At 67.3% G+C, this 14,859-nt stretch carries 13 protein-coding genes; 7 read left to right on the top strand and 6 right to left on the bottom strand.

Going from position 1 to position 14,859, the window contains the following annotated elements; all coding sequences use genetic code 11:
• Window positions 1–72 precede the first annotated feature (72 nt).
• The gene (gene xdhA, locus QE494_RS06825; RefSeq protein WP_300042161.1) at window positions 73–1,632 is read left to right on the top strand and encodes a xanthine dehydrogenase small subunit; all 1,560 of its coding nucleotides are present in this window, start codon (window positions 73–75) and stop codon (window positions 1,630–1,632) included.
• Window positions 1,629–4,010: a xanthine dehydrogenase molybdopterin binding subunit gene (gene xdhB, locus QE494_RS06820; RefSeq protein ID WP_300042160.1), complete on the top strand. Its 2,382-nt coding sequence runs from the start codon at window positions 1,629–1,631 to the stop codon at window positions 4,008–4,010. Before xdhA ends, xdhB begins: the two co-directional genes overlap by 4 nt.
• 319 nt (window positions 4,011–4,329) lie before the next feature.
• On the opposite strand, the gene QE494_RS06815 is transcribed toward xdhB, so the two are convergent.
• On the bottom strand, window positions 4,330–4,560 hold the full coding sequence (locus tag QE494_RS06815) for a hypothetical protein (protein WP_300042159.1): 231 nt from the start codon (window positions 4,558–4,560) through the stop codon (window positions 4,330–4,332).
• Window positions 4,561–4,626: 66 nt separating this feature from the next.
• Between QE494_RS06815 and QE494_RS06810 the strand changes: the two genes are divergently transcribed.
• Window positions 4,627–5,943: a hypothetical protein gene (locus tag QE494_RS06810; protein WP_300042158.1), complete on the top strand. Its 1,317-nt coding sequence runs from the start codon at window positions 4,627–4,629 to the stop codon at window positions 5,941–5,943.
• A 17-nt stretch (window positions 5,944–5,960) separates the two neighbouring features.
• Here the strand turns inward: QE494_RS06810 and QE494_RS06805 are convergent, their stop codons facing one another.
• Window positions 5,961–7,169: a urate hydroxylase PuuD gene (locus tag QE494_RS06805; protein WP_300042157.1), complete on the bottom strand. Its 1,209-nt coding sequence runs from the start codon at window positions 7,167–7,169 to the stop codon at window positions 5,961–5,963.
• 169 nt (window positions 7,170–7,338) lie between these two features.
• Window positions 7,339–8,232, bottom strand: coding sequence for a xanthine dehydrogenase accessory protein XdhC (xdhC, locus tag QE494_RS06800; RefSeq protein ID WP_300042156.1), 894 nt, complete (start codon window positions 8,230–8,232; stop codon window positions 7,339–7,341).
• Between the two features lie 611 nt (window positions 8,233–8,843).
• Between xdhC and QE494_RS06795 the strand changes: the two genes are divergently transcribed.
• Window positions 8,844–9,278: a hypothetical protein gene (locus QE494_RS06795; protein WP_300042208.1), complete on the top strand. Its 435-nt coding sequence runs from the start codon at window positions 8,844–8,846 to the stop codon at window positions 9,276–9,278.
• Window positions 9,279–9,336: 58 nt separating this feature from the next.
• Here the strand turns inward: QE494_RS06795 and QE494_RS06790 are convergent, their stop codons facing one another.
• From QE494_RS06790 to uraH, 3 genes are all read right to left on the bottom strand, one after another.
• Window positions 9,337–9,786 carry a type II toxin-antitoxin system VapC family toxin gene (locus QE494_RS06790; protein ID WP_300042155.1) on the bottom strand — a complete coding sequence of 150 codons (450 nt, stop codon included), beginning with the start codon at window positions 9,784–9,786 and terminating at the stop codon, window positions 9,337–9,339.
• Window positions 9,786–10,019 carry a type II toxin-antitoxin system VapB family antitoxin gene (gene vapB, locus QE494_RS06785; RefSeq protein WP_300042154.1) on the bottom strand — a complete coding sequence of 78 codons (234 nt, stop codon included), beginning with the start codon at window positions 10,017–10,019 and terminating at the stop codon, window positions 9,786–9,788. The genes QE494_RS06790 and vapB overlap by 1 nt, the downstream gene beginning before the upstream one ends.
• Before the next feature lie 85 nt (window positions 10,020–10,104).
• Window positions 10,105–10,458: a hydroxyisourate hydrolase gene (uraH, locus tag QE494_RS06780; protein WP_300042153.1), complete on the bottom strand. Its 354-nt coding sequence runs from the start codon at window positions 10,456–10,458 to the stop codon at window positions 10,105–10,107.
• Window positions 10,459–10,591: 133 nt separating this feature from the next.
• On the opposite strand from uraH, the gene puuE reads away from it, so the two are divergent.
• The 3 genes from puuE to QE494_RS06765 all read left to right on the top strand — a co-directional run bounded on the left by puuE (window position 10,592) and on the right by QE494_RS06765 (window position 14,650).
• Window positions 10,592–11,527: an allantoinase PuuE gene (puuE, locus tag QE494_RS06775; protein ID WP_300042207.1), complete on the top strand. Its 936-nt coding sequence runs from the start codon at window positions 10,592–10,594 to the stop codon at window positions 11,525–11,527.
• A gap of 4 nt (window positions 11,528–11,531) precedes the next feature.
• On the top strand, window positions 11,532–13,319 hold the full coding sequence (gene uraD / locus QE494_RS06770; protein WP_300042152.1) for a 2-oxo-4-hydroxy-4-carboxy-5-ureidoimidazoline decarboxylase: 1,788 nt from the start codon (window positions 11,532–11,534) through the stop codon (window positions 13,317–13,319).
• Window positions 13,320–13,414: 95 nt separating this feature from the next.
• Window positions 13,415–14,650: a M20/M25/M40 family metallo-hydrolase gene (locus QE494_RS06765; RefSeq protein ID WP_300042151.1), complete on the top strand. Its 1,236-nt coding sequence runs from the start codon at window positions 13,415–13,417 to the stop codon at window positions 14,648–14,650.
• The last annotated feature ends 209 nt before the right edge of the window (window positions 14,651–14,859 follow it).

The raw sequence follows: 14,859 nt of genomic DNA, 5'->3' as shown, positions 1-14,859 counted from the left end.
GCCCCATGCAAGGCTCATGCCTTCGGGGCTGTCCGGATGCGAGTGGCGCCCAGAACAGGCCATACTGGCGTCATGGACGCCAAGCCCCTCCGATTTATCCGCCGCGGCGAAACCGTCACCCTGCACGGGGTGCCACCCGACCGCACCTTGCTGGACCTGTTACGGGAAGACCTGCATGCCTGCGGCACCAAAGAGGGCTGCGGCGAGGGCGACTGCGGCGCCTGCACCGTGGTGGTCGCCGAGCCAACGCCCGAGGGCGCACCACGGCCCCTAGCCTGGCGTGCCATCAACAGCTGCATCCGGCTGGCGCACTCGGTCGACGGCCTGGCCCTGTGGACCGTGGAGGACCTGGCCGCCGAGGGTGGCGCCCTGCACCCGGCCCAGGAGGCGATGGTGCAATGCCACGGCTCGCAATGCGGCTTTTGCACCCCCGGCTTCGTGATGAGCCTGTTCGGCCTGTACCAGACCCATGTGCGCCAAGGGGAAGCGATCTCGCCCGAGTTGGCCCAGTCTGCGCTCTCGGGCAACCTCTGCCGCTGCACCGGCTACCGCCCCATCCTCGAGGCCGCCTGCCAGATGGCCGAACTGCCCGCAGCGCCGGCCCTGCCTGGGGTAGCCACTGCCTCGGGTCCTGCGGCCGACGAAGCGGCGCTGGCCAAGCGGCTGCGGGCGTTGCGGGAGCAGCATCCAGAGACGCCGGCACTCGGCACCGATACAGACACCGAGAGCCCAGCCTACCTCGCCCCCACCACCCTGCCCGAGCTGCTGGCCTTGCGTGCCGCGCGGCCCCAGGCCCAAGTGGTGGCCGGCTGCACCGACGTCGGCCTGTGGATCACCAAACAGCACCGCCGCTACACCCAGGTGCTGGACCTGACCCGGACGCAGGAGCTGCGCGCGCTGGAAGACAAGGGCCACCACCTGTCCATCGGCGCCGCGGTGCCCCTGGCGGATGCCTTCGCCGGCCTGGTGGCGCGCCGCCCGGGCCTGGCCACTTTCGCCAACCGCTTTGCCGGGCTGCCGGTGCGCAACTCCGGCACCCTGGGCGGCAATGTGGCCAATGGCTCGCCGATTGGCGACTCGATGCCGCTGCTGATGGCCCTGGACGCGCGGGTGGTTCTGGCCAGCCTGCGCGGTGAGCGGTCGCTGGCGCTGGAAGACTTCTACCTGGGCTACCGCAAGACCGCGCTGGCCGCCGACGAGGTGGTGGTGCGCATCGAGGTGCCGCATCCCGCACCGGGCGAGTTTCTGCGCGCCTACAAGCTCTCCAAACGCTACGACGACGATATCTCGGCGGTGTGCCTGGTGGTGGCCCTGCACTTGGAGAACGGCACCCATGTGCGCAGCGCCCGGATCGGCGCCGGCGGCGTGGCGGCCACGCCGGCGCGCGCCACGCAAGCGGAGGCGGTGCTCGCCGGCCAGGCCTGGAGCGAGGCGAACGCCCGCGCTGCCGGCGCAGCGCTGCAGGCGCAGTTCCAGCCCATCTCGGACATGCGCGCCAGCGCGGCCTACCGGCGCCAGGTGCTGGCCAACCTGATGCAGCGGCTTTGGCTGGAAAGCCAGGGCCTTGCAGAGATTCATCTGGACCACCCGGGCTCGGCCCGGCGCCTGCTGGGTGAGGAGGCAAGCGCATGACGCAAGCCCGCAACACCATGGCCACCACCACCGGCAGCGTGGGTGAGCCTGACGAGAGCGCCCTGCCCCCCTTGGGTGCGCGCACTGGCACCGGAGCAGGCGCCGCCGTCGGCCAGTCACGCATCCACGAAAGCGCCCGGGCCCAGGTGGCCGGCGCTGCCCGCTACATCGACGACCTGCCCGAGCTGCGCGGCACCCTGCACGCCGCGCCCATCCTCTCGCCGGTGGCCCACGGCCAGCTGCGCGGGGTGGATGTGTCTGCGGCCCTGGCCGCGCCCGGCGTGCGCGGCGTGGTGCTGGCTGCCGACATTCCCGGCGACCCGGTGCTGGCCACCTTCTCGCACGACGAACCCATCTTCGCCCGCGACACCGTCCAGCACGTCGGCCAAGTGATCGGCCTGGTGGTGGCAAACAGCGCGATGCAGGCACGCCGCGCGGCGCGCTTGGCCAAGCCCGACATAGCGCCGCTGCCGCCGGTGCTCACACCCCGCGAGGCGCATGAGAAGCAAAGCTATGTGCTGCCGCGGGTGACGGTGCGGCGTGGCGACCCGGTGGGCGCCCTGGCCCGCGCCCCGCACCGCCTGCGTGGCAGCCTGGAAGTGGGCGGCCAGGAGCATTTCTACCTCGAAGGGCAAATTGCCTACGCCATGCCGCTGGAGCAAGACCAGTGGCGTATCCATTCGAGCACCCAGCACCCGGGCGAGGTGCAGCACTGGGTGGCGCATGCCCTGGGCATTGCCAGCCACGCCGTCGACGTGGAGTGCCGCCGCATGGGCGGCGGCTTTGGCGGCAAGGAGACCCAGGCCGGCCAGATGGCGGTGTGGGCGGCGCTGGCCGCGCGCAAGTTCGGCTGCGCGGTCAAGCTGCGTCTGGACCGCGACGACGACTTCATGGTCACCGGCAAGCGCCATCCCTTCGCCTACGACTGGGAGGTGGGCTTCGACGACACGGGCCTCGTGACCGGTCTGCACATGATCCAACTGGCCGACTGTGGCTTCAGTGCCGACCTCTCCGGGCCGGTGGCCGACCGCGCCATCTTTCACAGCGACAACGCCTACTTTCTGTCGGACGTGGTCATCGAGTCCTTCCGCTGCCGCACCAACAAGCAAAGCCAAACCGCCTTCCGCGGCTTTGGCGGGCCGCAGGGGATGATTGCCATCGAGACCATTCTGGGCGATGTGGCACGCGCGCTCGGCCTCGACCCGCTGGCGGTGCGCCAGCGCAACCTGTACGGCATTGGCGAGCGGGACGTGACCCACTACCAGATGAAGGTCGAGGACAACATCCTCGCGCCCCTGCTCGCGCGGCTCGAGGCCGATTCGCACTACACCGAACGCCGAGCCACGCTGGCCGCCTGGAACGCGCAAAGCCCGGTGATCAAGCGCGGTATCGCCCTGACACCGGTGAAGTTCGGCATCAGCTTCACCGCCACCCTGTTCAACCAGGCCGGCGCACTGGTGAACGTGTTCACCGACGGCAGCGTGCAGATCAACCACGGCGGCACCGAGATGGGCCAGGGCCTGCACACCAAAATCATGCAGGTGGTGGCCGACGAACTGGGTGTGCCCTTCGAGCGGGTGCGCATCACCGCCACCGACACCGGCAAGGTGCCCAATGCCTCGGCCACCGCAGCATCCAGCGGCACCGACCTCAATGGCCGCGCGGCCCAGTTTGCGGCACGCAACATCCGTGACAACCTCGCCGCCTTCGTGGCGGGGCTCGACGGCTGCGGCGCGGGTGCGGTGAGCTTTCGCGGCGGGAAGATCTTGTCTCCCAAGAACAGCCGGCCCTTCGACGAGGTGGTGAAGCTGGCCTACGCCAACCGCATCCAGCTGTGGAGCGACGGCTTCTACCGCACGCCCAAGATCCACTACGACAAGACCACCCTCACCGGCCGGCCCTTCTACTACTTCAGCTACGGCGCGGCCTGCACCGAGGTGGCGATCGACACCCTCACCGGAGAGAGCCGGGTGCTGGCGGTCGACATCCTGCACGACGTGGGCACCAGCATCAACCCGGCGCTGGACATCGGCCAGATTGAGGGCGGCTTCATCCAGGGGATGGGCTGGCTCACTACCGAAGAGCTGGTCTGGAACGCCGACGGCAAACTGGCCACGCATGCGCCGAGCACCTACAAGATTCCAGCCACCGGCGACCTGCCAGCCCGGCTGCGGATCGACCTGTGGCCAGAGCCCAACCGTGAAGACAACGTGGCCGGCAGCAAGGCGGTGGGCGAGCCACCCTTCATGCTGGCGCTCTCGGTCTTCGAGGCCCTGCGCGATGCGGTGGCTGCGGGCCGGCCGGGGCAGCCGGTCGCGCTGGATGCACCGGCCACGCCAGAGCGGGTGCTGCGAGCGGTGGGCGGCCTGTCAGCCTGACAGGGCCCAAGCGCCGGCGCGCTGGCCCAAGCTGGGGGGAACCGAAGGTAGGCGGGGATCACTCACCCGCCATCCTCGCGAGAACCTTGGAGTTCCCATGTCCGTCGTTTCAGGTAAGCATTCACCCGTTGCGCAGCACGTAGCAGGCCAGGGCCAGGTGTCTGGGCAGCAGCAGATTGGCAAACTGGGCAACCGTCCGGTCAGCCAGGTGCCCGGGCAGGTAGAAATCTCCCAGGGCGCCAGCGTGAGAGCTGAGCTCCGCGCGGCCCCAAGCAAGCCCGGGAGTGACCTCGCCTTGAGGGACCGCTCGCCCGAATTGCTAATGGGCGGGGGCCAAGCGGCTGGGGACCTCGAAGCCATGGAGGGCCAGGCCGGCATGCAGCGAAATGACGGCGAGCCGGATCAATTCGCTCACCTGAGGTCCACTTGGGCAGCCGCAAGAGCGGTCAATTCCCCCACCGAAGAGGGAGTCGCTGCGCCAGATCGCGCCCAGCGCCGCGAAGCGGCGATGGCGCTGGGCAAGTCGCTCGGCGAAGAACTCGAGAGGCATATCCAGGCTATCCAGTCCAGGAATCTGCCAGCACACAAGGAGAGAGAGGCCATCGCGGAGGCAAAAGTGCAACACGACCGCCTCCTCAAGGATTGCATGAAGATCGTGTCGCGGGGCGCCCCGTTCGGCCAACGCCCGGGCCAAATCACGGCGCTGCGGGCGGGCGTTGCCCAGGGCAGGCAGGCGGTCCTCAGCCAGAAGCAGCTGGAGGCCACAGTCGCAAGCGCGACGACGCGCCACACGACCCGAAAACTCGGCAAGGCCACCGAAATCGGCGCCTGGCATGAAACGCACAACAACGCCCTCGCCTCCAACCACAAGCATGAGACGCCGCATGAGTTCCGCATGAACTTCAGCCTCAAGCACCATGCCTTCTGGGGCGCCAGCGACTTCAAGGGCAAGGTCGACGTCGCCCTCAAGCACCTGCATGCCAAGGAAGGCAGGATTGAGACCCTGGGTAAGGACATGCGGCCCTACATGCAGGCCGGCATCGAACTGGCCCTGCGCAACGGCTCCCAGCACATCACCCCCAAGCAAGCCATCGCCCTGCTCGAGACCCTGTGCGCGCAGGCCGGAGACCCGACAAACGAGCACTGCCTCCAGCCCGACCTGCTGCGCATGGTGGTGGCCGGGATGGTGGCGGTCTGGGACCCTCAGGTCAGCGCCGAGGTCGCGCTCCATTTGCTCAATAAAGCGCAGGATGGCGTCGCCTTTCCCCAATCAGAAGAGGGGAGCACAAAGCCAAAAGCAGAGCGGGAACTGGATGCCATACGACAGCAGAGCAACCAGAAGCAGAACAGCACCGTCGCCGAGGGCCTGGGCCTGGGCATGGCCTGGAAGGGCATGGACCTCATCAAGCAGTACGCCGAAGCCGTGCCAGACAAGTCCGAGAATTTCAACAACCTTCTCAAGGTGATGAGCCACGGGCAGTCCGAGGGCAAGCACTGGCTGCTGCGCATGGAAATGGCCTTACCGGGCCTGAGCGGCAAGAAAAACACCGATCTGGTGGCCCAGATGGAAGCGGTGGTGCTGATGCGCCGCTTCTATATCAAGCACGAGCCCTACGTGCCGTCCAGCACGAGCTCTTCGACCACATCGGCCCAGGGAACGGATTGGAAAAAGACACGCGAGCTGGGAGAAGACGAAGACACAGGTGAAGAGACCGGGACCATCGCCACCGACGCAGCGGCGCAGGCTGCCTCGGTCAGGGCGGATACCGCGGCGCTCATCGAATTTCTGGACACGGCCCAACCACTCGACACAAGCACGGACGACCGTACCAGCACCGGCGAAAACCTAGGCACGATCGCGATTGGGCCAACGGATACAGGCCTGGAACGCGGGCAGCTCGAGGGCGTCCAGAACCCCGGCCGCGATCGCTGACCCAGCGCCCCGACCCGTCAACGCGCCCCAGCGCTGAACCAGGCGCCGATGCGGGCGCGCTCGTCCTCGGTCAGGCCAGTGCTGTTGTTCATCGGCATGAGTCGGGTCACCACCACCTGCTGGTAGACCGCCTGCGCGTGCTGGCGCAGGGAATCGTCGGAGTCGAGCCGCACGTTCTTCATTTGCACCTGCGCGCCGTGGCATTGCAGGCAGCGCTGGTCGACGATGGCGCGCACCTCGGCAATCGTGGGCGCGGCAGCCGGGGCTGCTAAAGCCGGCGCGGCGGGGGCTTTCGAGGGCGAAGGTGCCATCCAGGCGAGCAAGGCCAGAATGACCACCACCCCCACCGCCGCATGGGGCGCCGGGTGCTTGTTGCGGCCCAGCTTCCAGCCGTGGCGCAGCACGAAGAACTGGCGAATGGCGGCGCCGGCGAACATCATGCCCACCAGCACCAACCAGTTGTGCGGGTGGCTCCAGGTGAAGCTGTAGTGGTTGGACAGCATCGCAAACAGCACCGGCAGGGTGAAGTAGGTGTTGTGCACGCTACGCTGCTTACCGATCTTGCCGTGGATCGGGTCGATCGGCTGGCCCGCCTTGATCGACGCCACCATCTTGCGCTGGCCGGGAATGATCCACATCGCCACGTTGGCGCTCATGGTGGTGGCGATCATCGCGCCCACGATCAGGAAGGCGGCGCGGCCAGCGAACCACTGGCAGGCCAGCCAGGAAGCTGCCACCACCAGCACCGCAACCAGCGCACCCACGATCGCATCACCGTTCTTGCGCTGGCCGACGATGCGGCAGATCAGGTCATACAGGATCCAAAACACCACCAGAAAGCCCAGCGTCACCGACACCGCCGCGGCAGGCGACCAGTCCATGCGGGCCGGGTCGATCAGGTAGGCGCGCGCGTTCCACAGGTAGGACACGGTCAGCAGCGCGAAGCCCGACATCCAGGTGGTGTAGCTCTCCCAGTAGAACCAGTGCAGGTGGCCAGGCAGCTTGGGCGGCGCGCCAGCAAACTTCACCGGGTGGTAGAAGCCCCCGCCGTGCACCGCCCACAACTCGCCGGAGACGCCCTGGCGCTTGAGGTCTTCGTCCTCCGGCGCGGTGAGGGAAGAGTCGAGAAAGACGAAGTAAAACGAGGAGCCGACCCAGGCGACGGCGGTGATGACATGCAGCCACCGCAACAGCAGGTTGGCCCAGTCGAGAAGGTAGCTTTCCATGGACGCAGGTTGCCTTCAGGACTGCTCACCACCGCGGGCGCTCTGAGCAGAAGAAAAAGGGCCGCGAACCAAAAGGCCTGCCGGACGAGCCGGACAGACCGGGCGCCGCTGCGACCCGAACTTATGTGGCTGAGTTTAAGGGGAGCCGGGCCCGGGTGACATCACAAAATCACGCCGGCGGTGGGGCCGAGCGGCGCATCAGGAGTTGCGCCGCCACGCTGACCGCAATCACCTCGGGCTCCTTGCCACGCAGCCCGGGCAGGCCGATCGGGCAGGTCACGCCCGCGAGCTCGGCTTCGGTAAAGCCCCGGGCACTCAATCGGTGCCGAAAGGTCGCCCATTTGGTGCGGCTGCCAATGAGGCCAATGAAGTCCAGGTCTGAGCGCGCCCGCTGGCGGCGCAGGCAGGCGGCGACGATGTCCAGGTCCTCGGCGTGGCTGAAGCTCATGATCAGTATTGCGCTGCCTGGAGCCAGATCGTCGACCGCTGCCTGCACCGGCTCCGACTGCTCGCAGCGCACGCCAGCGGGCAGGTCGTCCGGGAAGACGCCCTCGCGGCTGTCGACCCAGGTGAGCGCGCAGGGCAGAGTGGTCAGCACCCGCACCAGAGCGCAGCCCACATGACCGCCACCAAACAGCGCCAATGGCCAGCGCGCGGGCGTGAGCCGGGCCTGCAGGCCGGGAATGTCCTGCGGGCCCAGAACCTCGAAGCTGAGGTGCACCACGCCGCCACAGCATTGGCCCAGGGTCGGGCCCAGGGGATAGCGGCGGGTTTCAAAAGGGGCAGGGTCGGCGGGGATGGTTTCGGCGGGCGCCGACAAGGCAGCCTTTTCCCGCGCCCAACTGCCCGGGGCGGCCAGCCAGCGCGATCGGGCGTGCGCGATGGCATCGAACTCCAGGTGGCCGCCGCCGATGGTGCCCACCACCTGGTCTGCGAACACCGCCATCCAGGCCCCGGCCTCGCGTGGCACCGAGCCCTCGGTGGCTTGCACGCGCACCAACACGGCTGGAGCGTAGGCCAAACCACGCGCGAGTGCGGTAATTGCGTCGATCAGGGCAATCATGGAGAGGTTCGGGACGGGAGCCCAAGTATGCTCTGACCCGCAACCCGGTCCGCCCGCCGTCGGCCCCCCACCCGCTGCCAAGCCGGCCCGAGCCAGACCGCCACGCCCCTGGAGTCCTGATGTCTGCACTTGCCCTTTCCTACTCCGGACAGCGCCGAAGCCGCGTATTGGCTGGCTTGGCACTGGCCGCAAGCGCCCTGCTCGCCGGTTGCTCCAGCCTGCGAGCCCCCGTGCCCAGCCCTGCGCCCAGCCCTGGGGCTGCGCCTCCCATCGAGACGGTTCCGGCACCGGCACCGGCACCGGAGCGGGCGGCGAGGCCTGCGCCCACCACGCAGCCCCCCTCGGTGCCGCCGGCTCAGGCAGCACCTGCAGCGCCTGAAACGCCCATCGCACCCATCGCGCCGCCTGTCGCGCCGCCTATCGCGCCCGCCACCGCACCCGTCATCACACCGCCTATCGTCCCCCCCAGCGCGTCCACGATCGCGCCCCCCACAGAGCCCCCCACAGAGCCCCCCACAGAGCCCCCCAAAGCCCCCCTTGCAGAGGCCCCGGACGAACCCGAAACAGAGTCTCCTGCCGAAGCCGCCATCGCGCTCCCTGCCGCACCCCCTATCGCGTCCCCTGTGGCACCCGGCAATGCGCTCGCCTTCCCGTCCCCCTTCCGGCCCTCCTTGCCCCCCCCGATCGAGATCGTCCGGCCAAGCCCCTCCCAGGCCGCCGAGCCGAGGGCTTACCGGAAAGACGCGGCCCGGCACCTTTACGCCAGCAACCAGCACCGGATTTATGCAGGCAAGCTGCCGCCGCTGCTCTACGCGATTGGCGTGCTTGATGTCGAAGTGGACGGCCGCGGCGAGGTGCAGGCCTTGAGCTGGCAACGCGCCCCCCGGCATGCGCCCGAAGTCATCGCCGAGATCGAGCGCACCGTCCGCGCCGCCGCACCTTATCCGGCGCCGACCCGGATGGGTGGGGTGGTCTATACCGATGTCTGGCTATGGGACAAAAGCGGCCGCTTCCAACTCGACACCCTCAGTGAGGGGCAGTACTGAACTGGGGCGGCTTGAGGTGAGCTGACCTGGGTGGCAAACGCGGGCTTGGTCCTATGAGTCAGCGCTTACGAGCTCGCTTTGCCACCGTGCTGCTGGGAGGTGACGGGGCGACCACCCAGTTCTCGACCAGCAAACCAGGCACACGGCTGAATTCGCCTAGGTTGTTGGTCACCAGGGTGAGGCCCTCACTGCGCGCGTGGGCGGCGATATGCAGGTCATTCACGCCGATTGGCTGGCCCGATTGCTCTAGGCGGGCCCGGATCTGTCCGTAGTGCTGCGCAGCGCGAGCGCCATAGGGCAAGACTTCCAGCCGGCTGGCGAAATCTTCTACGACGAGGAGGTTTTCCTCGGTGCGGACGCTCTTCTCCGCCCCATGCATCAGTTCGGCCAGCGTAACGGCGGACATCGCCATGTGGGCGGCGTGACGGTTGAAAGTGTCGAGAACCTCCGGCGGCCGACGCTTGATCACGTAGATGACGATGTTGGTATCCAGCAGATACCGGATCATTAGAGCGGCTCCCGGTCAGACTGCTCCTGCCCGGCACGCTCCGCCAAGAAGTCATCGCTGACCTTTGACGTTTGCTGGAAGAAACTGTCCCACACCTGGTTGAGCGGCGCGATCACCCGGTCAGGGCCGACGGCGCGCACCTGAACGCGCTTGACGCCATCGGGCAGACGCAGCTCAGCGGGAAGTCGAACCGCCTGAGAGCGGTTGTTGGTGAACACCGAAGAAATGACCATGCTGCCCTCCGCAGATGCGTATATGGCAACAGTATATGGCACCCCTCCTCGCCCGGTAAGAGGACTCCGGCGGTACCCGAACTGCTCAAGACCCCCGGTACGTCGAATAGCTCCAGGGGCTGCACAAAAGCGGCACATGGTAGTGGGCTTTCTCGTCGGCCACACCGAAGTCCAGCGGAACCTCTTCCAGGAAAGGCGGCTCTGGCAGCTGCACACCCCGGGCGCGGAAATAGGCTGCCACCTCGAACACGAGGCGGTAGCGGCCAGCGCGCAAGGTGGCGTTGTCGTACAAGGGGCCGTCGGGGTTGCGGCCGTCGGCATTGAGCACCAGGTGCTTGACGAGTTCCGGGCCGCTCGGGCCCATGCGGTACAGGGTCACGCCCATGCCTGCGGCCGGCGTGCCATGCATAGTGTCCAGGACGTGGGTGCTCAGGCCCATGGTGTTTCTCCGAGTGCGGTGGACAGAAGTGTATACACTTTGAAGGTCTCCTTTATGATGGCCCGGAAGCTGCTAAAGGAGGGGAGCCTCCTTGATTCTTGGCCGCAACCCACGTGCCAGCCCCGACCCGATCATGATTTACGACAGCACCGCCCCCTACCCTCGTGACCTGGCCGGCTACGGCCGCAACCCGCCCCACGCCCAGTGGCCAGGCCGGGCCCGCATCGCCGTCCAGTTTGTCCTCAATTACGAGGAGGGCGGCGAGAACAACGTCCTGCATGGTGACCCGGGCAGCGAACAGTTTCTCTCCGAAATGTTCAACCCGGCGAGCTTTCCCGACCGGCATATGAGCATGGACGGCATCTACGAGTACGGCTCGCGCGCCGGCGTCTGGCGCATCCTGCGCGAGTTTGAGAAGCGCAAGTTGCCGCTCACCGTCTTTGGCGTGAGCACCGCGCTGCAACGCTCGCCCGACGTGACCGCCGCCTTTCTGGAGTTGGGCCACGAGATCGCCTGCCACGGCCTCAAGTGGATCCACTACCAGCATGTGGACGAGGCGGTGGAGCGCGCGCACATGGCAGAGGCCATGGAGATCCTCAAAAAGCTCACTGGCCACCGGCCCCTGGGCTGGTACACCGGCCGCGACAGCCCCAACACGCATCGCCTGGTGGCCGATTACGGCGGCTTCGAGTACGACAGCGACTACTACGGCGACGACCTGCCCTTCTGGATGAAGGTCAAAAAGACCGATGGCAGCGACGCTGGCCAATTGATAGTGCCCTACACGCTTGACTGCAACGACATGCGCTTCGCCCTGCCCCAGGGCTACTCGCACGCCGACCCCTTCTTCCAGTACATGAAGGACAGCTTCGACGCCCTTTACGCCGAAGGCGACGAGGCGCCCAAGATGATGTCCATCGGGATGCACTGCCGGCTGCTCGGGCGCCCGGGCCGCATCGTGGCGCTGCAGAAGTTTTTGGACCACATCGAAAAGCACGACCGCGTCTGGGTGTGCCAGCGCCTGGACATCGCGCGGCACTGGAAACAGGTGCATCCGTACAAGGCCTGACACCATGCCCCTCACCCTCGATCAACTCAACGCTGCCACGCCGGCCGAGGCCGCCGCGCTGCTGGACGGGCTTTACGAGCATTCGCCCTGGGTGGTCGAGGCGGCGATGGCGCAGCGCCCCCTCCGGTCCCTGGCCCACCTCAAACACGCCTGCGCCCAGGCGGTCAGCGAAGGCGGCCTGGACAAGCAACTGGCCCTGATCCGCGCCCACCCGGAACTTGCCGGAAAGGCCATGGTGAGCAAAAGCCTCACCGCCGAATCCACGAACGAACAGAGCAAGGCCGGCCTCACCGACTGCAGCCCGGCGGAGTTCGCGCAGCTGCAGCAACTCAACGCCGACTACAACGCCAAGTTCGGCTTTCCCTTCATCCTCGCGGTGCGCGGGCCTCGCGGCATGGGCCTGCCGCGCGCCGAGATCATCGCCACCTTCGAGCGGCGTCTGGCCCACCCGGTGGCCTACGAGCGCGAGGAGTGCTTGCGCAACATCCACCGCATTGCCGAGATTCGTTTGAACGACAAGTTCGGCGTGGAGCCCACGCTCGGCCACCGCGTGTGGGACTGGCAAGAAAAGCTCGCCCAGCACAGCGACCCGGGCTTTGCCGAGAAGGGCCAGCTCACCGTCACCTACCTCACCGAGGCGCACCGCGCCTGCGCCCAGCAACTGTCTCAGGACATGCTTGACGCAGGCTTCGACGAGGTGCACATCGACGCGGTGGGCAATGTGGTGGGCCGCTACCGCGCCGCGAAAACCAGCGCCATGACCGGCGCCAAGACCTTGATGACGGGCAGCCACTACGACACGGTGCGCAACGGCGGCAAGTACGACGGTCGCCTGGGTATCTATGTGCCCATCGCCTGCGTGGCCGAACTCGCTGCACAAGGCCGGCGCCTGCCCTATGACCTGGAGCTCGTCGCCTTTGCCGAGGAAGAAGGCCAGCGTTACAAGGCCACCTTCCTCGCCTCGGGCGCGCTGGTGGGCCAGTTCGACTTGGCGTGGCTGGAGCAGAAAGACGCCTATGGCGTGACCATGCGCGAGGCCATGCAGCAGGCTGGCCTGCATATCGAAGACATTGCGAAGCTTCGCCGTGACCCCACCCAGTACCTCGGCTTTATCGAAGTGCATATTGAACAAGGCCCGGTGCTCAATGAGCTGAACCTGCCCCTGGGCATCGTCACCTCGATCAACGGCAGCGTGCGCTATCTCGGCGAGGTGCAGGGCATGGCCAGCCACGCTGGCACCACCCCGATGGACCGCCGCCGCGACGCCGCCGCCGCGGTGGCCGAGTTGCTGCTCTTCGTCGAGCAGCGCGCCGCCCAAGACGGCGACTCGGTGGGCACCGTGGGCTATTTGCAGGTACCCCATGGCTCGACCAATGTGGTGCCGGGCCGCTGCCAGTTCACCCTGGACCTGCGTGCGCCCACCGACGTCCAGCGTGATGCGCTGGTGGCCGATGTACTGGCCGAGCTGCAGGCGATTTGCGAACGCCGGGGTGTGCGGTACTCCCTCGAGGAAACCGTGCGCGCCGCTGCCGCCCCCAGCCACCCCGCGTGGCAGGCACGCTGGGAGCGCGCGGTCGACGCGCTGGGTGTGCCCCTGCACCGGCTGCCCTCCGGCGCCGGTCACGACGCGATGAAGCTGCACGAGCTGATGCCCCAGGCCATGCTCTTCGTACGCGGGCAAAACGCAGGCATCAGCCACAACCCGCTCGAGAGCAGTACCAGCGACGACATGCAACTGGCGGTAGACGCCTTCCAAGGGCTGCTCGACCAACTGGCGACGGACATGGCTTGAGGCGCAGGACGCCCAACGCCCAACGCCCATCGCCCATATCCGATCACCTGATTACCCGATCACCCGATCACCCGATCACACAAGGCACAAGAAGAATGACCGACTACGACCAGCTCGACGCCTGGATCGACCAGCATTTCGACGAAGAGGTGCGCTTCCTGCAGGCGCTGGTGCAGGTGCCGACCGACACGCCGCCGGGCAACAACGCGCCGCACGCCGAGCGCACCGCCGAACTGCTCGCCGGCTTTGGCCTGCAGGCTGAAAAGCACGCCGTGCCCGAGGCCGAGGTGAAGGCCGCCGGCCTGCAGTCCATCACCAACCTGATCGTGCGCCGCGCCTATGCAGCAGGCGGTCGCACCATCGCCCTCAACGCCCACGGCGACGTGGTGCCGCCTGGCGAGGGCTGGACCCACGACCCCTATGGCGGCGAGATCGTGGACGGCAAGATCTACGGGCGCGCCACAGCGGTGAGCAAGGGCGACTTCGCCAGCTTCACCTTTGCGGTACGCGCGCTCGAGGCCCTGCAGGCCGCGGGCGCGCCGCTCAAAGGCAATGTCGAAATGCACTTCACCTACGACGAAGAGTTTGGTGGTGAGATGGGCCCGGGCTGGCTGCTGAAAAACGGCCTCACCAAACCTGACCTGATGATCGCCGCTGGCTTTAGCTACGAGGTGGTGACAGCCCACAACGGCTGCCTGCAAATGGAAGTGACGGTGCACGGCAAGATGGCCCACGCCGCTATTCCCGACACCGGCATCGACGCGCTGCAAGGCGCGGTGACCATCCTCAATGCCCTGTACGCACAGAACCTGAAGTACAAGCAGGTCACCTCGAAGGTAGCCGGGATCGAGCACCCCTACCTCAACGTCGGCCGCATCGAGGGCGGCACCAACACCAACGTGGTGCCCGGCAAGGTCGCGATCAAGCTCGATCGCCGGATGATCCCCGAAGAAGACCCGGTGGCAGTGGACGCGGACATCCGCCGCGTGATCGCGGAGGCGGCCGCCTCCTTCCCCGGTATCACGGTGGACATTCGCCGCATCCTACTGGCACGGTCACTCAAGCCCCTGGCGGGCAACCAGCCGCTGGTGGACGCCATCCAGAAGCACGGCCAGGCCCTGTTTGGCCAGCCGATCCCCGCCATGGGCACCCCCCTGTACACCGACGTGCGCCTGTACGGCGAGGCCGGCATCCCGGGCGTGATCTATGGCGCCGGGCCGCGCTCCGTGCTGGAGTCGCACGCCAAACGGGCCGACGAGCGCCTGGACCTGGAAGACCTGCGCCGGGCGACCAAGGTCATTGCCCGGACGCTGCGGGATTTGCTGCAGTGAGGCGGGGCGCCCTCGGTGCTCGAAATCCGCCGCGGGATCCTGATCACCAGGCAAACCCGTCAAAGAGAGCAAGTTGGCCGTCGCGCACGCGCACCGACGTGGGGCGCGTCCACACCCAGAGTGATCGTATACAGAGCTGAATGCGCTGAAGTGAGCATCTCACAGGGGGCCGTCGACGCTGGGGCAGAGATACGCCCAGGTAATCGAGC

It is taken from the genome of Ramlibacter sp., from assembly GCF_029866045.1.
GTDB lineage: Bacteria > Pseudomonadota > Gammaproteobacteria > Burkholderiales > Burkholderiaceae_C > Ramlibacter.
This window is presented reverse-complemented; position numbering and strand designations above follow the sequence as displayed.